This window comes from Moorena sp. SIO4G3 (genome assembly GCF_010692305.1).
Lineage (GTDB): Bacteria > Cyanobacteriota > Cyanobacteriia > Cyanobacteriales > Coleofasciculaceae > Moorena > Moorena producens_A.
Map to the genome: position 1 here is coordinate 1 of NZ_JAAHIG010000163.1, position 18,813 is coordinate 18,813.

The following is an 18,813-nucleotide window of genomic DNA, read 5'->3' on the forward strand; positions in this document are numbered from 1 at the left end:
ATCTCTTAATGGGGTGGGCTTTTCACCACCATCCAATAGACAGTTAGAATTCGGGTATTTTACCCGCGAATTCCCTAAGTCATACCCCTCCAGTTTCTGAAGGCTCCTACCTAGAACAAGCCGCACTTAATCAACGACTCAACTTGCTCAATCAGGTCCCGACCAGATTGAGTAGAGGCCGAATCTCCGTGCATCGTTTAGATAATGGATCTAGGTTTCGGTGTGCCCCACCGTACCTTTCTTTTTTATAAATAGATAGATACTTTTTTAACCTAACTTTTTTCATAGACGTTTAAGTCGTTGTCTTGATGCAGTCGCTCATGGGGGAAACCCCCAAGACCGCGCTGCATCGCTAGACCAAATTACGCAATATGTATCTCGTACATATTTTTTACGTTGCCTACTTATTGATTAGATAGTATTTATCTAGCTTTTTACTTTATTGTTTATATTAATAAACTAACACGCTCTGTGAAAACTGTCAAGTTTTAGCTTAAAAAGAAAGCCGTCCTATAAGGACGGGGCGCGATTACCCAATTTTTTCGGTAAGATAAATAGGCTATATCAATATCAATGTACCCGCCAACCCTCAACAAATGAAGAAAATCCTGTCAAAATGGGTAATCTTACCGCTGATAATTCTCTGCATTATAGCCTGTCAAAGCAGTAACCTAGATGGAGTAACCACCGTCACTCTCGGTGGTTGGCAAAGCAGCCCTACTGAAAAACAATTACTAGAGCAAGTACTAAAAGAATTTGAAGCTAAACATCCCAAGGTAAAGGTTAAGCTTGAAGTCATCACTGGTCAATACATGGATGTGATCAAAACCCGATTAATTGGTGATGCAGCTCCAGATATCTTTTATTTAGATGCCTATGAAGCCCCATTACTCATGAGTCATGATGTGTTGGAGCCTTTGGATGACTACATTAAGCGCACTGATAATTTTGATGTAGCTGACTTTGAACCCTCTCTGTTTAAAGCATTCCAATATAATGGAATCATCTACGGATTGCCTAAAGATTTTTCCACCCTTGCCCTTTTTTACAATAAGCAATTATTCAAACAAGCTAATTTAACTCAACCACCCCAAACTTGGCAAGAATTACGGGATTATTCCCAAAAACTAAGCATTGATAAGAATCGCGATGGTAGGAATGAGCGCTATGGTTTAGGAATTAATCAGGAACTGGCTCGTCTCTATTTTTTAATTAAAGCCTTTGGCGGTAAGTTAGTTGACAAAAACGGCTACGCTACCTTTGCCACTCCTGAAACTTTTAAAAGTCTTCAAACTGTCATTGACCTATACCGAAACTACCAGTCTGCTGCCTTACCCTCAGACATTGGCGCTAGTTCTGGTAGCGAAATGTTTGGTCAGGGTAAAACCGCAATGGTAATTGAAGGTAGCTGGGCTATTCCTTATCTCAAAGACACATTTCCTAAAATTAAATTCGCCACCGCTGAAGTTCCCTCCTTAGGTAGTAAAAAAGGAACAATGGCTTATACCGTTGCTTATGTTATGAATAAACAAGCTCAACATAAAGAAGCAGCTTGGGAACTCATTTCCTATCTTACCGGCAAAGAAGGAATGAAAGCTTGGGGAAAAGCGGGACTAGTACTACCTTCTCGGGTATCTGTGTTATCGGAATTAGGCTATAAAAACAATCCCCTCTATGCTCCTTTTATTAAAGGAGCCGCCTATGCAACCATTTGGCAGGCTGGGGAAACCTTGCCAACCATTCAAACCCATTTCGATAATCAATTTCTGAGTACCTTACTGGGTGAGCAATCCTTAGAAAGTGCTATGAAGAAAGCCCAAGAAGCAGCTAATGAAGAGATTCGAGCAGGTGATTACTAACTTGGTTTTAGGGAGTCGGGAGTCGGGAGTCGGGAGTGTGGGAGGTGTGGGGAGATGGGGAGATGGGGAGATGGGGAGATGGGGAGTGTGGGAGGTGTGGGGAGATGGGGAGATGGGGAGATGGGGAGATGGGGAGTTAAATCAGCAATTAGTGTAGTAATCTTTCCTTATATCTGCTTCTTCCTATTTACCATTCTCTGTTCCCTGTTCCCTGTTCCCGATTCCCGATTCCCGATTCCCGTTCCCCTCCTGGGAGGGGTTAGGGGTGGGTTCCGATTCCCGATTCCCGTTCCCCTCCTGGGAGGGGTTAGGGGTGGGTTCCGATTCCCTATTTCCTAACTTAAAATAAATCCTCACTGCCCCATCCTGGTCCTTTCTGTGCGGCTCTGATCACAAATGCCGCTATTTTCTCGATTTCCTCCTGTGGTATCCAACTCTCTTCGACTTCGCGGCACGAGAAGCTTTCCTCGGTACCATCATAGGTCATCGGTTGCCTCATAAAAGCAATTAAACCATTGAGATTATCCCGAGGTGGTGTTGCGTTAGCTAGCCTCTCCAGAGATAGAGACACAGTGGGATCAATGAGATTAGCTCCTCCCACATGACACCTCTGGCAATTTTCGGAAAATAATTCTTTACCAACAGACAAGTCTTCGCCGTCAAACAGCTTAGTCTCTCCCTTGCCATCTAAAGCGATCGCTACAGGTTCTGCCACATCTAGGTAGCGCCTGACATATTGGTTAACCGGAACCTGGGCTGGTGAACTAACCGTGCATGTCTCTAGGAAGAACACCAGAACAACTAGCAGCAAATAACGGATTGATACGAATAGACCTCTTCCCAAACTAGTTTTTTGATACTTTTCCCGTGAATTGTTGTCCACTGTTCCCTGTCCCCTGTTCCCTGTTGCCGACTTCTCAAAGAAGTCTAATAATCTACGGAGCATTGAGTATTTAAGGTGATATGTAAGGTGATATGTACTGATTGAGCAACAGGGCAGCGGCTTCTTCTATTAGCGGATAAGGTCTAGTGAAAGAAGCTAGGGTTATTGATTTTGGTTAACCCCTAAGCCCTAAGCCCTAACCCCTAACTGCCAAAACAAGAAGCCTCTGCCCTTGCTGCTTAAACAAGCATAAAGCCTTTCGCTTGCTGCTTTCTAACCTCTGTAAAAACAAACGTAATTAGTTACAGACCTTACCACAACCCCACGTTTCGCTTTTAGTGTTGACCTCATAGAGAATATAACCAGCAATATCAACGAGTTGATCTTTGGTGATATTCCTCATATACCGAAAAATATCAGCACTATCAGTGCTTGGATGAAGTACAGAAATATCAATTTCCCCGTCGTAGGTGGTAGGATGCTTCAGGTAGTCTACTAAAGCCTCCAGGTTATCACGGGGTGGTGTTGCGTACTTTAAGTCTTCAGCACCAAGAGTAACGTTAGGGTCAGTTTTACTGTAACCTCCTTTGTGACATTGAGAACATTTAGAGTTAAACAAGCGTAAGCCATCAGTGACCTCTTCGTTACTCAGAACCACCATGTCACCTGCTTCATTTAAAGGTACGGTGCGGTCCTTTTCAGGCAGATCGAGGGCTGCTGAACTGCCCACTGCAATTTGAAAGGCAAAGAATAGGGTTGCCGTGATCAGCAAGATAAATCGCTTCATTGTTGATTCTCCTCTAATAAAAATGTGGCTCATATGGGATTAGTTTTTCGTGCACAGCATTAACTGATTCCCTGCACATTCTCTCGCTGAGGGGGATCTGAGTCAACCAATGACGGCTATCGAACTCAGGTATTACGGATTACCCATTAGCCATTACCCTTTGTTTGAGACAAAATCTTTAATATAACAGCCTTCGCATCTTCTAGAGGCAGATGGGTGTCTTGATTTTTGTAAGCAATACCCAACTGCTGGCATAGATCGAATACCTCTTCTACTCGAAGGTCATACTCGGCGGCAATTTCCACAATTGACAGGTCTGCAAAGCCCATAATAATTAATTAAACGCGACCATAACTAAGGAACAGGGGGAGTGTGGGAGTTGTGGGGGCAAGAGGCAAGAGGCAAGAGGCAAGAGGCAAGAGGCAAGAGGCAATAGGCAATAGGCAAGAGGCAATAGGCAACAGGCAAGAGGCAATAGGCAACAGGCAAGAGGCAAGAGGCAAGAGGCAAGAGGGAATATTATCAAACCATCTGACTGCCCATCTCCCCATCTCCCCATCTCCCCATCTCCCCATCTCCCCATCTCCCCATCTCCCCATCTCCCCATCTCCCCACACTCCCGATTCCCGATTCCCGATTCCCGATTCCCGATTCCCTACTCCCTACTCCCTACTCCCTACTCCCAGCTCAGAAGTCCCTACTGCTTTTGGCAGGGAAACCGCTACCGGTATAGTAGCCTGGGGTTGATGGAGGCGAATCAGCTGGGCTAGGGTTTTTTTCAACTGGGTGCGAGGTACAATGGCATCAACAAACCCATGCTCTAGCAAATATTCAGAGGTCTGGAAATTATCAGGTAGCTTTTCTCTTAGGGTCTGCTCAATCACTCGTCGTCCAGCAAATCCAATTAATGCCTTCGGTTCCGCTATAATAATATCCCCTAACATGGCAAAACTGGCGGTCACCCCACCAGTGGTAGGATGAGTCAGCACTGGAATGTAGAGTAGTCTGGCTTGACGATGGCGTTCCAAGGCACCAGAGATTTTGGCCATTTGCATCAGGCTTAACATCCCTTCCTGCATTCTGGCTCCACCAGATGCACAAACGATTATAACGGGTACCTGTTGCTTAGTTCCTTGTTCTATCAAACGAGTCAGTTTTTCCCCAACTACGGAACCCATACTACCGCCCATGAACCGGAAATCCATTACTCCCAAAGCAATGGGCAAATTCTCTAGCTTACCGGTGCCGGTTTGTACCGCATCTGTGAGCTTAGTTTTTTCTTGGCTGTCTCGCAAACGATCACTATAGGATTTGCGATCGCAAAACTTCAGGGGATCCGTCGGATGTAGGTGTTCATCCAGTGAGATCCAGGTTTGGGGGTCAATCAGCTGGCGGATCCGCTCGTCACTAGGGACTCGCATGTGATGGTCACATTCAGTGCAAACCATTTGATTAGCTTGCAGGTCTCTGGCGTAGGAGAGCACTCCGCAAGCTTCACACTTTTTCCATAGTCCATCAGCAATCTCCCGTTCTTGAGGTTGTTTAGGGGTTGGTTCAATTTTTCGTCTATTGGCAAACCAATCGAATAGAGACATAAAAATTATTAATCCTGTTAACGTATTATCTAAATTTTTTTAGCTATAATCTGATTTATCTGATTGTCCTGCCTGCTCTTCTTCTGGGGAACTCAACAACAGTAAGGCTGTCCATTGATCTGGTGAGCGAACTTGTAAAGCCGCAGGGCTACCTGCACCTAAATAAGACATGATCCCAATATCAAGAATGCGACTTGGAATATCATGAGCGGCTAGCACCTGCTGCATCAGCTCGGCTTCCCAGCGAAGATTGGTAGTTCTGATTGTTATCCAAGACACAGGCCAATACCAATAGCATTACCAATAGTAGAGTTTTCAGAGCCGTTGAATTTGATAGTTTAATTTCATCTATAGTTTTATTTATAAGTTATACTTAGTTATAAGTATTCTGATTAGTAGACAATTAGCTAAAATTTTCTATTAGGTTAATTTTTATAGATTTCCTATTATGTAGTAATTTTTAGGTTGTCGGTTTCAACGTCTAAATTGAGAGAGTCAGCGAATAGTATTGAATAGGTGGGACATGTGGCGAATTTAATTCGCCTAGCGATGCAGCGCCGCCAAAGGGGGTTCCCCCCACTCGCGCAAAGCATGGCTGACAAGGAAAGGGCACCTAAGATAATGTTTAACTCAATGGAAAAAATAGTTCTAGGTAAGTGGACACTATTAATTTACCCCACAGTAGAGTCAATCCTGCTCCCAAGGCTAGAAAAGGACCAAATGGCATTGGCTGTTTGCGATTCATCCAACCCAGGGCAATGGCTGCGCCACCAGCAAAAGCCCCTACACCACAAGCGATGAAACTAGCCAAGAGCAAATACTTCCAACCTAACCAAGCTCCCATCATCGCCGCTAGTTTAGCATCTCCTCCCCCCATAGCGGATTGACCAAAGGCAATCGAACCCCCAAAAGCAATCAGGTCAAACAACCAAATCCCTAGCACTGCACCTACCACCCCAGTCATTAATTGAGGAATTATTGCTATGGGTTGAGACCCCTGCAAAAAACCAGTAGTTCCTTGAAATACTAAACCAGCCACTAATCCAGACTGAGTTAGGGAATTCGGTAGGGTCATAGTATCGATATCAATCAGAGCTAGAGTCAACAGCCAGCTCAAAAACGCCCAATACCCTACGGTTTGCCAACCCCAACCATACATCCAGAAAACTAGTAAAAACAGTACACCGGTTATGGCCTCTACTAGGGGATAGCGGCTGGAAATCTTGGTATTACAGTGACGGCAACGTCCTTTTAACCACAGCCAGCCCATTACCGGCACATTCTCTCGCTTCCCCAGCTTATGCAGACAATGGGGACAGCGGGAGGGGGGCCAAAGGATTGATAAACCAGCAGGTAGTCGGTAAACGACTACATTGAGAAAACTGCCAATAGATGCACCACTAGCGAAAACTATTGCGAAAACTATCGACCTTGTCAAGGCAGTGGATAATCCCACCATATCCTGTGTCACTTCCTAATGGCTATTGGTTCCTACCATAGAACTAAGACCAATGACCGATTTTCTTAATATTTATTAATAAAAGTCTCCTTCTAGTTGACTCAAAGGCACAAAGCATTCAGTTGGTAGAAGGATAGGTTTATCACTAAAGATTAACTTTCCTCTGAGGGTATATTTGTCAATGGCTACACCAGATGGCTGTTCATCTTGGTATGGATGAACTTCGTAGTAAACCTGGTAGATATGCTTAGCTGCTCTCAAAACCGTAGGGTCTATCAGCTTCGGTAGCTCAATCCGAGTTTGGTAGTTTTCTTGTCTTTGCTGTGATGTATACACCACACTTTTTACCCTATTATTTCAGTTTGACTTTAATGCAATCACGCCCTTACGGCAAGGGAGTATTTCGGCAAAAGGGCACTGATTAACCAGAGCAAACCAACGGATTTTCCTGAGTTATTCTCACGCTTCAGCAGGTTTACCCGATAAAATCAAGAGTAAGCTATCAGCGGTCAGTAATCAGCGGTCAGTAATCAGCGGTTAGTAATCAGCGGTTAGTAATCAGCCTATGGGCTACCTCCGAGGGTCGAAGCCAAAGGCCAAGCGTGAGCCTTTGGCTCACGGCACCTCAAGTAGCACCATCTGTAGCGCATATGCTTACAATCAAGATTGCTCTAAGCACTCAATTAGGGAATCTCCCATAGCACGACAACCTAAGAGATTCATGCCTTCTGAGATGATATCTCCTGTGCGATCGCCTTTATCTAAAACCTTGACAACTGCTTGTTCAATGCAATCTGCTGCTTGAGGCTGGTCTAAGCCATAACGTAACATCATCGCAGCACTGAGTACCATCGCTAGGGGATTAGCTTTATCTTGACCTGCAATATCTGGAGCCGAGCCATGAACCGGTTCAAAGACTCCAGGGTTAGATTCGCTTAAACTAGCAGAGGGTAACATGCCAATACTACCGGTAAGCATAGCAGCGGCATCCGATAAAATATCCCCGAACATATTACCAGTAACGATGGTATCAAATTGTTTCGGAGCTCTGACCAATTGCATAGCAGCATTATCCACGTATAGGTGAGACAGTTCCACATCGGGATATTCCGCTGCTAGGGTTATAATGCGATCGCGCCACAACTGTGACACATCCAACACATTAGCTTTATCCACCGAACACAGTTTACCACCGCGTTTTTTAGCCGTTTCAAACCCTACTCTAGCAATGCGATCAATTTCAGCTTCGGTGTAAGCCATAGTATTGACTCCCCGTTTCTCCCCAGTTTCCTGAGTAAAAATCCCTTTAGGTTGTCCAAAGTAGATCCCACCAGTCAGTTCTCTAACCACCATAATATCTACCCCTTCTACCACGTTTCGTTTCAAGGTCGAGGCATCAATCAGTTGGGGGAATATTGTCGCTGGTCGTAGATTAGCAAACAACCCTAACCCTGCTCTTAATCCCAACAATCCGGTTTCTGGTCGTTGGTGGCGCGGCAGATTATCCCACTTGTAACCCCCAATGGCAGCGAGTAAAACGGCATCACTATTGCGACATAGTTCTAGCGTATCAGTAGGTAGGGGTTCATTAGTAGCATCAATAGCTACGCCACCAATTAGGGCTTCAGTAAATTTAAAATTAATATCGAATCGCTTGCCAACAACGTTCAACACATCTACAGCTACTGCCATGATTTCTGGGCCAATCCCGTCACCAGGTAGCAGGGTAATGCGGTAGGAATAAGTCATAGTTAGTTTGGTCGATGCTTAAGTATAGGTCTGGTGGGTATAAGTTATAGCGTTCGATACTATAGCATCTGGCCGGTATCTCAGGGTAATTTTTTGATCAGCAGAGTTGGCAAGCGATGCAGCGCCGCCAAAGGGGGTTCCCCCCACTCGCGCTTTGCATCAAGACAGGGATAGGTGAACGGATGTAACGGATGTAACCGATAGATCAGACTTCGCCACCAGGGAAAAGTCCGGAATGAATCCCTAAGCTAGGGATAACTAAATAAAAATCAATAATTCCAATAATTCTAGCCAAGCTCAACCGCCCTAGGTCAACCCATAGATCAAGAATAAAGCGCTAGGCTGGAAAAAAAACACATCTGAAATTCCCCTTGAGGCTTTGGTCTTGTCCTTTATCAGAATGAGGGAGTTTGAGGGGTTCGATACCCCGATAATTGGTAGGTGCGCTCTTACCATTAAGAATTAAATTCGCCACGGGTCGCACCTCAAATACATTAAATCATTAAACAGCATTATAACCTGTGTAAGGTATGATAGTTGTATGCTAACAATGACCTACGAATACAAGCTAGAACCAAATACCGAACAGATTGCTACTATCGAGCAAACGCTAGATATATGTCGATCTGTTTGGAACTTCGCCCTTAGACAGCGTAAAGATTGGTGTGCATCTCGTAAGTCGTCTATAAATGCTTGTTCGATTCATTCTGAATACATCATTCCTGCTAACGAACCATTTCCTAACTACCATAAGCAAGCCAAACAGTTAACCGAAGCGAAGAAAGTTTATCCTCAACTCAAATTAGTTCACTCTCAAGTTCTACAGCAAACATTAAGAACCTTAGATAGAGCTTGGGATGATATGAAGGCTCTTGGTTTTGGTTTACCACGGTTTAAAAATAAGTATCGGATGCGTTCTTTTGTTTTCCCACAGTTAGGGAAAGACCCGATCAGAAATGATGCTATTAAGATTCCCAAACTGGGATGGGTTAAATGGCGACAATCTAGACCTATTCCCGAAGGGTTTGAAGTCAAACAAGCAAGAGTAGTTAGAAAGGCATCTGGTTACTTTGTGATGCTGTCACTTCAACTAAATGTTGACGTTCCTAATCCCATGCCTCACGGTCATCCACGAGGTTTGGATTTGGGCTTTGACAAGTTTGTTGCTACCAGTGATGGCGAAGAGATTAAGCGACCTAGATTTATGAACACCCTACAACGTAAGCTGAAATTGCTACAACGTAGGCTAAAGAACAAACAATTTGGCTCGAATAATCGGCACAAGTTAAACCAGAAAATAGCTAGACTACATCAGCGAATATCTGAGACTCGTAAAGATTGGCATTTTAAACTGGCTCATCATCTGTGTGATGGTGCTGGCATGATATTTTTAGAAGATATCAACTTTGTCTCATGGCAAAGAGGGATGCTTTCAAAACACAGTGTCGATGCTGGATTCGGTCAGTTTGTAAATATCTTAAAGTGGGTCTGTTTTCGTCGTGGCGTATATTTTGCCAAGGTCAATAAGGATGGGACTTCTCAAATTTGTCCTAACTGTGGCGCACATACAGGAAAGAAAACTCTAGATATTCGTTTTCACCATTGCTTTGATTGTGGATATACAACTACACGGGATGTAGCAGCTAGCCAAGAAATTAGGAATCGTGGAGTAAGTGCGCTAGGGCATAGCGTGCTAGAAAATGTCTGTGGATTGGAAGCGACGGGGAGTATTGGTCACGATACTCTAGTTGGCACGAGACGAAGCAGAAAACCTAATTCGCGAGAGTTAGGAATCCCCCACTTCAAAGACATCGAGCATAGCAAGATGGCGCTATGTGGGGGAGGATGTCAATGGCTCAGAGAGACCTTAGTATTAGGTAATTTAAATAACTAAAACCAGACTCTGATGGTAAAAGAACTGGCTATTGATATCCGTGGACTAACGAAGCAATTCGACCGCCATGTGGCTGTCCATGAGGTGGATTTGCAAGTGGAAAGCGGTGAAGTTTACGGCTTAATTGGACCGAATGGTGCTGGGAAAACCACCCTGATCCGGATGTTAGCTGCAGCGGAAGAACCGACTACTGGTGAGATTTACATCAATGGTCAGCGTTTGCTAAGAGATCAAAGCAATCCTAGGCTAAAACAGCGCTTAGGTTATCTACCTGATGATTTTCCCCTCTATGAAGATTTGACGGTTTGGGACTACCTAGACTACTTCGCACGTCTATATAAATTACGAGGCTCAAAACGCCGACAACGCTTATACGATGTTCTGGAACTGATTGAATTAACCAACAAGCGTAATAGTTTGATTTCTACCCTCTCCCGGGGGATGAAACAGCGCCTTAGCCTGGCTCGCACTATCATTCATGAACCAATTTTACTGCTGCTGGATGAGCCAGTCTCTGGTCTTGACCCCATTGCTAGAATGAAGTTTCGGGAAATTATTAAGGTTCTCCAAGAAGCGGGGATGACCATTCTAATTTCCTCCCATGTCTTGAGTGATTTAGCCCAACTGTGTAGCTCAGTAGGCATCATGGAATTAGGGTATCTGGTAGAAAGCGCACCCCTAGATGAGTTTTACCAGCGTCTTGGTCGCCAGCAAATTTTGTTGTCAAGCCTAGGTCAGCTGGATGTACTGAAAGGGGAATTGAAAAATAATCCCCTTGTAGAAGACTGGGAGATATTACCAGAACCAGGTCGGATGCGGATTCATTTTTCAGGAGGTCAAGAGGATTGTGCACAGCTATTGCGATCGCTGGTTAATGCTGGGATTCCCTTGACAGAATTCCAGTGCTCTCAAGAAGACTTAGAAACAATTTTCCTTAAATTAGGTCATCAGCAAGCATCATAGCTCGATCATAGCTGCCTCATCACATGGCGAGTAAAAGGAGACTAATAGCGATATGGCACTTAATAATTTAGTTAACCAACTTGGGGAATTGAATCCCCAGGTGTTTCGAGAACTCAAAGGGAGTTTCAAACAGCGCAATGTCCTGATTACAGTGGCAATATCCTTGGTTGGTCAGTTGGTGATGCTGATCGGTTTTGGAAGTCAGCTACCAGTGGCTGATGGTGATCGTACCATTTATAACCGATATTGCACTGGTGTCAAAGACTATTCCAACCTTACTTGCCTACCAGATGGCTTCGGAGGTTTTGAGATTAACTGGTCTCTGTGGTGGCAAGATGTATTTGTCTGGCTGAGTATTATCGGTATCTTCAGCTTGTTGGTGGTTGGCACCTATATGCTAATCAGTGACCTCTCTAAAGAAGAAAGTCGTGGCACCTTGAACTTTCTGCGGCTTACACCTCAGTCAAGCCGGAGCATCCTAGGTGGCAAACTACTGGGGGTACCAGCATTGCTTTATCTAGCAGTTGCTTTTGCCCTACCATTGCATTTTTGGGCAGCTATTGCTGGTGAAATCCATTTGCTTGAGCTTTTAGGATTTTACACCGTTCTCGGTACCAGTTGCCTATTTTGCTATAGTATGGCGCTACTATTTGGCTTAGTTAGCAGATCTCTAGGAGGTTTCCAAGCTTGGTTAGGTTCTGGTGCTGTACTCATCTTTTTGTGGATCACGACCATGGTGATTCATGACAGTGGTGTCAGCCATTACCCAGCCGACTGGCTAACGTTGTTTAATCCCACCATTGTCTTACCGTACCTGATTGATTCTAATTCCTTTGATGGGAGTAGGATTTCTACTTATCACCGTAGTTTCCAAGATTTGCGCTGGTTTGGTATCCATATCGGTGCTAGTTTCTGGACTATGGCTGGTTTTATTATCCTCAACTACGGTGTTGGCAGCTACTGGCTTGGGCAAGGGCTAAATCGTTGCTTCCATAACCCTAAAGCAACCCTGATTAACAAGCAACAGAGTTACTGGCTGACCGCTAGCTTGCAAGCAGTGATTTTAGGATTTGCCCTCAACCCTCAAGTCAAAAACTGGCGTGGTTATACCCATGGCTTGGAGGATAATTCACAGATGCTGCTGGTGTTCAACCTGGTGCTGTTTTTAGGTCTAATTGCTGCTTTGAGTCCCCATCGACAAACCTTACAAGATTGGGCCCGTTACCGACATCAGGATCGGACTTTCCGCAAAAAAGGAGGGCTGATAGCTGACTTAATCTGGGGTGACAAAAGTCCAGCTGTGGTGGCAGTGGCAATAAATTGTGCGATCGCATCTGCGATGTTGCTGCCATGGATCCTAATTTGGCCTGCCAATGAGTACAAGATACCTGCCCTGTTCGCACTGTTGCTCAATAGCAGTATTATCATGATTTACGCCACAGTTGCTCAGTTAATGCTGTTGATGAAAGCAAAGAAGCGAGCCGCTGGTGCAGTGATCACAGTAGGAGGATTGATTCTCTTACCGCCCATTCTTTTCTCGATTGGGTCGATGCATCCCTATGATACTCCTGCTTTATGGCTATTTTCCGCATTCCATTGGAGTAGTTTGGAGCATGCTACTGCAACTAGTGTTTTCTTGGCCATCATTGGTCAGTCCCTAGCCCTAACGTTATTGAACGTACAGCTAGGACGACAATTGCGACAAGCAGGAGAATCAACCACCAAAGCCTTGCTTTCTGGAAAAACCCAATTACCAGTCACTGCTGATTAAGTTTTTTAGCCGACCTAAGGGTTTAAACGACCCTTAGGTAGAGAGTCGAGCAACTTTCGTACCCTAACCAATCACTGGATTATCAAAAGGTGCGACCCGTGGCGAATTAAATTCTTAATGGTAAGAGCGCACCTAGGGTTTTTTTATTCTAATTATCGCGAAACATTTAAACAAAACATCTACCTTGGAGTGTTTAGCATTATCTCAATGCTTCGCTCCTATTTTTTTATAATTTAATTTTTTATAATTTAATTAGCGCTAAAATCGACACCAACTAATGGGAAATCTTAAAGTCGAAGCTCAGCTATCCTACGAGAAGTTACTTAAAAGTGTTTAAAATGTCAGATTTAAATTCAGATTTAAATTAGTTGAAATTGAAATAGATTACCAGTAAAAATAGAACATCGTAATTTATTTAAATAATCAAATAGTATAGCAGTCGCCAGGGCAGTTAGGACATGACAAAAGTCTCAAACCTAAGTAAGCGCAAGAGTTTGACTTCTGACTTCTGACTTCTGACTTCTGACTTCTGCTATATTACTGTTCCCTGTTCCCTATTCCCTCAAATATAAATTTGAAACTTGATGGCAGTTGGAATTATTTAGCACTACAAAAAAATAATACCATAAATTATAAAATTATCATAAAGCCTAAATACTTAGGCTTCAAACTGGTATATAATAAGTTAATTTATTTATCTTATACTTCTAGCTGATAACTAGACGCAGACCGCTCAAAGCACAGAATAAAAGGATTTCGTCCCTTCAGCGACACAATCGTGCCAAGTTGTCTGGACAGTTCCCTATGTCGAGAGTAAACTGAAGTACAAAACCCGTACTGTAGTAAAATTAACAGTTATTCTAAAATTCTGCTCAGCTATTATCAGCAATCTAACACTATTAACAGCATAGGTGGTGCCCTTGACCCATTAAGGATTAAATTCGCCAACGGAAAGGACACCAAAGGAACTGATCTACCACTAGAGGTGATAAGCGTGCAATCCCAAGTAATCTCAACAACCCCAGCCTCATCAACTACCCCCACTCGCCGCACAGGAGCATTTGCTCTAATGGATAGTCTCCACCGTCACGGTGTGACCCATATCTTCGGCTATCCCGGTGGAGCAATTCTACCTATCTATGACGAACTATACCACTGGGAAGATGCTGGTAAAATACAGCACATCCTAGTCCGACACGAGCAAGGAGCATCCCACGCAGCTGATGGTTATGCCCGTGCTACTGGCAAAGTCGGTGTCTGTTTTGCTACATCTGGTCCGGGAGCCACTAACCTAGTTACCGGTATAGCTACTGCTCACATGGACTCAATTCCCCTAATTTGTGTAACCGGTCAAGTCGCCCGTGCTGCTATTGGTTCTGATGCCTTCCAGGAAACCGATATCTTTGGGATTACCTTGCCCGTTGTCAAACACTCTTATGTGGTGCGTGACCCGGCTGATATGGCGCGGATTGTTGCCGAAGCTTTCCACATCGCTAGCACCGGACGTCCTGGACCAGTCCTGATTGACATACCCAAAGACGTGGGTTTAGAGGAATGTGACTACGTACCTCTGGAAGCCAATACATTGAAGTTGGTGGGCTATCGTCCAACACTAAAGGGCAATCCCCGCCAAATTAACCAAGCTCTAAATTTAATTCGGCAAGCACGACGACCACTGCTTTACGTTGGTGGCGGAACCATTGGTGCTGGTGCCCATGATGAACTGCGCCAACTAGCAGAAATCTTCCAAATTCCGGTAACTACGACGTTGATGGGTAAGGGAGCATTTGATGAATCCCATCCCCTATCGGTAAAAATGCTGGGGATGCATGGTACCGCCTATGCTAACTTTGCGGTTAGTGAGTGTGACTTACTGATTGCTGTAGGGACACGGTTTGATGACCGGGTGACTGGGAAACTAGATCAGTTTGCCTGTCACGCTCAAGTGATTCACATCGACATTGATCCCGCTGAAGTTGGGAAAAACCGGTCTCCCCAAGTACCGATTGTAGGGGATGTGCGCCGGGTTTTGCAAGATATGTTGCGCCGTTACCAGGAAATGAATATCTCAGCAGAACCGAATCAAACCCAGGAGTGGCTAGCACGGATTAACCGTTGGCGTCAGGACTATCCCTTGCAGGTGCCTGAATACCCCGATAGTCTATCTCCCCAAGAAGTAATTGTAGAGGTCGGGCGTCAAGCACCTAAGGCTTACTACACCACGGATGTCGGTCAACATCAGATGTGGGCAGCGCAATTTCTTAATAATGGACCGCGCCAGTGGATTTCCAGTGGGGGATTGGGAACCATGGGCTATGGCATGCCAGCAGCCATGGGAGTCCAGGTAGCATTCCGAGATCAGCAAGTGATTTGTATTGCTGGTGATGCCAGTATCCAGATGAATATCCAGGAACTGGGTACCCTCGCCCAATATGGCATCAATGTTAAGACCGTGATTATTAACAACGGTTGGCAGGGAATGGTGCGTCAGTGGCAACAAGCCTTCTATGGGCAGCGTTATTCATCGTCAAATATGGAAGTCGGGATGCCGGATTTTGTGCAACTGGCTGAGGCTTACGGGGTTAAGGGCATGATAGTTACTAGTCGGGATGAACTACAGGATGCGATCGCACAAATGCTAGCCTACGATGGTCCTGTCTTGTTAGATGTTCATGTAACCAAAGACGAGAATTGTTACCCAATGGTAGCCCCTGGTAAGAGTAATGCCCAAATGATCGGTTTACCAGAAAAACCATTACTCAAGAATGCTACGGAGCTAATCTATTGCAGTAACTGTGGTGCCAAGAATGTAGCAAGTAACAATTTTTGTCCTGAGTGCGGCACCAAGCTTTAATCTTTGGCGTTGCTGATTAATGGGATTATTTCCGGTAATGGGTACTGGATAATAGTAATCGATAGTAATGGATAATTGGTAATTCACTATTGGCTAACTAGCCAAGTCTAATTCATATCATTCCTGAGTTCAGCAAAGCTGATCATTGCTCCTTTAACCTGACTTACTTCGCTCACCAGCGGAGTATTTTTTTTTGGTAAGTATCCTAGGTTAAATAGTAATTATTATTGGTTAGTTTAATCACTTATATACCGTTTGGTTCTGGGTTGTTCACACACCCACCTATTGCAGGAAAAGGAAAAAGTCAAGAGGCATACATAGCAGAGCTGTAAGATATCCGGAGTTTTATTGTCCAATAAAAAAAGACCATACAGGTTTACATCTCAAATACAAAAGCTATAGCACCTCAAGTAGCACCATCTGTAGCGCATTAGCTGTTCGCGTTCGCGTGCGCGTAGCGCATTAGCTAATCCTAAATTACCTGCCAGATTGGTCATAGTTGAGTGTAATCATACATAAGTTATACATTCGTATACCTTATCCCATACATTAGTCTCCGATAATCAAAACATAAGCAAATTATTATCAATTGCCAAACGGTAAGATTTATTGCTTTCAGGCATTGCTAAAAATTGAGATAACTAAAAATTCCTCTTAAGTCAACATTAATTAATTCAAACGCTTATTGCTATTGTATATGATTAATACTAAGATAGTTCGGAATGGCCTAGCTCTCCTAGCTAGTAGCTTACTATTCACCCCCACTGCTGGTTTGGCTAGCTCTGCTCGTCAGGGGCAAGTTGAAAATAAATTAATCGCAGCAGCACAGTATTTAAGAAACAGCGAGTATATGCCAACTCATCGACCGGTAGTAAATAGACTTTCCCGGAACCAAGTCGATGCATTTACCCTGGAGCTAGAAGCTGGGAAATCTTATACCTTAGTAAGTTTTTGTGATGATGCTTGTCTCGATATTGACCTAGGTCTGTATGATAACAATGGCCAAACCCTTGACTATGATACTGACTATGGTCAATATCCGATTCTTCAAGTTACCCCTCGCGGCAGTGGGAAATTTCTGGTTAAAGTGGGTATGCCCCACTGTGTGAGCTCTTCATGCTATTACGGGGTGGGGATATTCGCGAAATAGATCAAGAGGATTGATATTCCTTCCCATTTTGAAAAATTCATGCTATTATAATATGTGGTTCGGATCGACGCGATCGCAACGCCCAAACCTTGTCAGGACCGGAAGGTAGCAGCAATAAGGGATGCTTACGATAGGCGTGGACTCCGAGCCATTCTCGTAGCCACCACAAATATCGAGAACACATAGCCATAAAACCATAAACTTCGCTGCAGTTGTTGGTAAATTCAGGTTTTTTAGCTTCTGGTATCACAAGAATTGAGAGAAGTAGTGGGAGAAAACACTACTCGAAAGCGATGCATCCCTCTTTTATCTTGTGTTACCCCTTCCCTGTTCTCTGCTCCGAAGTCCCTGCTCCCTGCTCCCTGTGCCAAACTTTTGATCTAGCATAACCAGTACGGAATATCCTCTAATTCTTCGAGATCACCTCGATAATTTCAGTATCTGAAATCATTTCCCCATTATGAACTAAATCCTGATGGTTGTTGGAATTTAAGCTAACCGTGATTTCATTACTACCAGGTTCAAGCTTGCCAATATAATACCAATTGCTATAAATCCTGGTAATTTTTTGGCCATTGATGTATAGATGGCCATGTCCTTCTCCTGGTTGATGGGCTTTGCTAGCATTCTTGGGAGAAAATTGGAAGTTAGAAACCTTTATTTCTAAATTCCATCCTATCATCGGATCTGGAGACACCACTATCTCAACATCTGGAACAGGTTGACCAGAATGGATTTCCATTGTGCCATGATGATGACCCATACCTCCACCATGGTCACTACTGCTGCCAGCCTTGTGATTATGGTGATTATGCTCCATCTCTTTATTATGGTGATTACCGGTTTCGGTTTTATGACCATGGAGCTGAGCATGGGTCTTTTCAGAATCATGATCTTCATGGCTAGCGATTCCACAACCACTACCTAGTAAGCTAATAGTTAGTAAACTGGCTGCTCCTAATCTAAAAATAGTTCTAAGTGCTGAAAATAGTGCTAAGTGCTGAGGGGTAAGTAGGATTTCTTTGGGTCGGTAACTTAATAAGGTCTTGCTCATCCGATCGACAGTTTTTGTTTTAACCATGGACTTTTATAAATTGCCCATGGTAGTCTATATCAGGTCTGGGAAATTGTCAAAAGACAAGCTGTAAAACCTAGTGATTAGCTTGGGTTTTTAGTTAGTTTTATTAGTTAGTTTAGTTTTTTATTAGATATAACGGCTGATTGCACCTCAAGTAGCGTGCCCGTAGCGCAGATGCTGATTACTTACATAAACCCTCTGAGATGGAATGATCTAGTAAGCAGTAATTTATAAAGGTTAAAGGTAAGTCTAGTTTAACTTTAACCTTTACTTTTTTGATTACCAACCTACTTCTTGAGCTACTCCATACAATTCTTCTAAATGTCGGCAAAAATCACTGTAGGTTCCAATTGGGCGTGCGTCTAATCCAGTTAAATCTAAATTTTCTTCAGTACTTTTCTGTTGGAGGTCTACTCCTTCCTGCTTGTTACGCATATTTAATCTGTAAGCATTTTGGTCTGGATAAATTTCAAAAATTATCTCGATCGCGTCTTCATAGGTATCTAAGGAAAGACTGAGATCGAAGGGCTTCCCAGGTAAAACTAAGCTTATGCTGTCATAGCCTGTTACTTCTTCTGTGTAAAAAACTTGTGATTCGGACATGGTGACAATGATTTGAGTCCAGGCAGGAAAGCTAGTCATGTTTCTTCTCCTTTAGATAGTGATGGTAGGTAGTAATAGCAATGCCCCTGGGCTTAACCTGGAACTAGTATCGAACCCACTGAACACACGGATGCAATAAACACACGGATGCTACAGTTGAGCAATAGA

At 43.8% G+C, this 18,813-nt stretch carries 19 protein-coding genes and 1 other RNA gene; 8 read left to right on the top strand and 12 right to left on the bottom strand.

The features are described from left to right. The first annotated feature begins 596 nt into the window (after positions 1-596). Both F6J99_RS24750 and F6J99_RS24755 read left to right on the top strand, forming a co-directional pair. Positions 597-1,859, top strand: a complete 1,263-nt coding sequence (locus tag F6J99_RS24750; protein ID WP_293116241.1) for an ABC transporter substrate-binding protein — start codon at positions 597-599, stop codon at positions 1,857-1,859. After that, positions 1,831-2,016: a hypothetical protein gene (locus tag F6J99_RS24755; RefSeq protein WP_293116243.1), complete on the top strand. Its 186-nt coding sequence runs from the start codon at positions 1,831-1,833 to the stop codon at positions 2,014-2,016. The genes F6J99_RS24750 and F6J99_RS24755 overlap by 29 nt, the downstream gene beginning before the upstream one ends. Positions 2,017-2,199: 183 nt before the next feature. Here F6J99_RS24755 and psbV2 read toward each other — a convergent pair whose 3' ends face one another. The 10 genes from psbV2 to F6J99_RS24805 form a co-directional block, all read right to left on the bottom strand. Next, positions 2,200-2,805: a photosystem II cytochrome PsbV2 gene (gene psbV2 / locus F6J99_RS24760; protein ID WP_293116245.1), complete on the bottom strand. Its 606-nt coding sequence runs from the start codon at positions 2,803-2,805 to the stop codon at positions 2,200-2,202. A 235-nt stretch (positions 2,806-3,040) separates the two neighbouring features. Continuing rightward, positions 3,041-3,529 carry a photosystem II cytochrome c-550 gene (gene psbV, locus F6J99_RS24765; protein WP_293116247.1) on the bottom strand — a complete coding sequence of 163 codons (489 nt, stop codon included), beginning with the start codon at positions 3,527-3,529 and terminating at the stop codon, positions 3,041-3,043. A gap of 146 nt (positions 3,530-3,675) precedes the next feature. Next, on the bottom strand, positions 3,676-3,858 hold the full coding sequence (locus F6J99_RS24770) for a translation initiation factor IF-2 (RefSeq protein WP_070395846.1): 183 nt from the start codon (positions 3,856-3,858) through the stop codon (positions 3,676-3,678). Positions 3,859-3,867: 9 nt separating this feature from the next. Then, positions 3,868-4,128, bottom strand: a complete 261-nt coding sequence (locus F6J99_RS24775; RefSeq protein ID WP_293116249.1) for a hypothetical protein — start codon at positions 4,126-4,128, stop codon at positions 3,868-3,870. A 63-nt stretch (positions 4,129-4,191) separates the two neighbouring features. Next, positions 4,192-5,124, bottom strand: coding sequence for an acetyl-CoA carboxylase, carboxyltransferase subunit beta (accD, locus tag F6J99_RS24780; RefSeq protein WP_293116251.1), 933 nt, complete (start codon positions 5,122-5,124; stop codon positions 4,192-4,194). A gap of 39 nt (positions 5,125-5,163) precedes the next feature. Then, on the bottom strand, positions 5,164-5,403 hold the full coding sequence (locus tag F6J99_RS24785) for a hypothetical protein (protein WP_293116253.1): 240 nt from the start codon (positions 5,401-5,403) through the stop codon (positions 5,164-5,166). Positions 5,404-5,749: 346 nt separating this feature from the next. After that, complete coding sequence (locus F6J99_RS24790; protein WP_293116269.1) at positions 5,750-6,583, bottom strand: A24 family peptidase; 834 nt, start codon at positions 6,581-6,583, stop codon at positions 5,750-5,752. A 75-nt stretch (positions 6,584-6,658) separates the two neighbouring features. Continuing rightward, positions 6,659-6,922 carry a hypothetical protein gene (locus F6J99_RS24795; RefSeq protein ID WP_365974096.1) on the bottom strand — a complete coding sequence of 88 codons (264 nt, stop codon included), beginning with the start codon at positions 6,920-6,922 and terminating at the stop codon, positions 6,659-6,661. A gap of 321 nt (positions 6,923-7,243) precedes the next feature. Further along, the gene (gene leuB, locus F6J99_RS24800) at positions 7,244-8,332 is read right to left on the bottom strand and encodes a 3-isopropylmalate dehydrogenase (RefSeq protein WP_293116255.1); all 1,089 of its coding nucleotides are present in this window, start codon (positions 8,330-8,332) and stop codon (positions 7,244-7,246) included. Between the two features lie 18 nt (positions 8,333-8,350). Then, on the bottom strand, positions 8,351-8,479 hold the full coding sequence (locus F6J99_RS24805) for a hypothetical protein (RefSeq protein WP_293116257.1): 129 nt from the start codon (positions 8,477-8,479) through the stop codon (positions 8,351-8,353). Between the two features lie 394 nt (positions 8,480-8,873). Here F6J99_RS24805 and F6J99_RS24810 point away from each other — a divergent pair, with 394 nt between their 5' ends. The 6 genes from F6J99_RS24810 (at position 8,874) to ffs (ending at position 17,117) form a co-directional block, all read left to right on the top strand. Further along, on the top strand, positions 8,874-10,226 hold the full coding sequence (locus F6J99_RS24810; protein ID WP_293116259.1) for a transposase: 1,353 nt from the start codon (positions 8,874-8,876) through the stop codon (positions 10,224-10,226). 12 nt (positions 10,227-10,238) lie between these two features. Continuing rightward, positions 10,239-11,189 carry an ABC transporter ATP-binding protein gene (locus F6J99_RS24815; RefSeq protein WP_070395840.1) on the top strand — a complete coding sequence of 317 codons (951 nt, stop codon included), beginning with the start codon at positions 10,239-10,241 and terminating at the stop codon, positions 11,187-11,189. A 52-nt stretch (positions 11,190-11,241) separates the two neighbouring features. Then, positions 11,242-12,960: an ABC transporter permease subunit gene (locus tag F6J99_RS24820; protein WP_293116261.1), complete on the top strand. Its 1,719-nt coding sequence runs from the start codon at positions 11,242-11,244 to the stop codon at positions 12,958-12,960. 994 nt (positions 12,961-13,954) lie between these two features. Next, entirely contained in the window at positions 13,955-15,814 is a 1,860-nt protein-coding gene (ilvB, locus tag F6J99_RS24825) for a biosynthetic-type acetolactate synthase large subunit (protein ID WP_293116263.1), read from the top strand. A 697-nt stretch (positions 15,815-16,511) separates the two neighbouring features. Further along, the gene (locus tag F6J99_RS24830) at positions 16,512-16,964 is read left to right on the top strand and encodes a hypothetical protein (RefSeq protein ID WP_293116265.1); all 453 of its coding nucleotides are present in this window, start codon (positions 16,512-16,514) and stop codon (positions 16,962-16,964) included. 56 nt (positions 16,965-17,020) lie between these two features. Next, an RNA gene (ffs, locus tag F6J99_RS24835) (signal recognition particle sRNA small type) lies at positions 17,021-17,117 on the top strand. 253 nt (positions 17,118-17,370) lie between these two features. Here ffs and F6J99_RS24840 read toward each other — a convergent pair. Beyond that, positions 17,371-18,045, bottom strand: a complete 675-nt coding sequence (locus tag F6J99_RS24840) for a hypothetical protein (RefSeq protein ID WP_293116267.1) — start codon at positions 18,043-18,045, stop codon at positions 17,371-17,373. Positions 18,046-18,321: 276 nt separating this feature from the next. Further along, positions 18,322-18,684 (bottom strand): hypothetical protein, encoded by a 363-nt coding sequence (locus F6J99_RS24845; RefSeq protein ID WP_070395832.1) that lies wholly within the window; start codon positions 18,682-18,684, stop codon positions 18,322-18,324. Positions 18,685-18,813: the final 129 nt, after the last annotated feature.

Bases quoted from the DNA above. Each gene is read 5' to 3' on its own strand.
- F6J99_RS24810 (WP_293116259.1), top strand. From the start codon at position 8,874: ATGCTAACAATGACCTACGAATACAAGCTAGAACCAAATACCGAACAG.
- F6J99_RS24815 (WP_070395840.1), top strand. From the start codon at position 10,239: ATGGTAAAAGAACTGGCTATTGATATCCGTGGACTAACGAAGCAATTC.
- psbV2 (WP_293116245.1), bottom strand. From the start codon at position 2,805: ATGCTCCGTAGATTATTAGACTTCTTTGAGAAGTCGGCAACAGGGAAC.
- accD (WP_293116251.1), bottom strand. From the start codon at position 5,124: ATGTCTCTATTCGATTGGTTTGCCAATAGACGAAAAATTGAACCAACC.
- F6J99_RS24790 (WP_293116269.1), bottom strand. From the start codon at position 6,583: ATGGTGGGATTATCCACTGCCTTGACAAGGTCGATAGTTTTCGCAATA.
- psbV (WP_293116247.1), bottom strand. From the start codon at position 3,529: ATGAAGCGATTTATCTTGCTGATCACGGCAACCCTATTCTTTGCCTTT.
- F6J99_RS24755 (WP_293116243.1), top strand. From the start codon at position 1,831: ATGAAGAGATTCGAGCAGGTGATTACTAACTTGGTTTTAGGGAGTCGG.
- F6J99_RS24840 (WP_293116267.1), bottom strand. From the start codon at position 18,045: ATGGTTAAAACAAAAACTGTCGATCGGATGAGCAAGACCTTATTAAGT.
- F6J99_RS24845 (WP_070395832.1), bottom strand. From the start codon at position 18,684: ATGACTAGCTTTCCTGCCTGGACTCAAATCATTGTCACCATGTCCGAA.
- F6J99_RS24820 (WP_293116261.1), top strand. From the start codon at position 11,242: ATGGCACTTAATAATTTAGTTAACCAACTTGGGGAATTGAATCCCCAG.
- F6J99_RS24775 (WP_293116249.1), bottom strand. From the start codon at position 4,128: ATGGGGAGATGGGGAGATGGGGAGATGGGGAGATGGGGAGATGGGGAG.
- F6J99_RS24830 (WP_293116265.1), top strand. From the start codon at position 16,512: ATGATTAATACTAAGATAGTTCGGAATGGCCTAGCTCTCCTAGCTAGT.
- F6J99_RS24750 (WP_293116241.1), top strand. From the start codon at position 597: ATGAAGAAAATCCTGTCAAAATGGGTAATCTTACCGCTGATAATTCTC.
- leuB (WP_293116255.1), bottom strand. From the start codon at position 8,332: ATGACTTATTCCTACCGCATTACCCTGCTACCTGGTGACGGGATTGGC.
- F6J99_RS24770 (WP_070395846.1), bottom strand. From the start codon at position 3,858: ATGGGCTTTGCAGACCTGTCAATTGTGGAAATTGCCGCCGAGTATGAC.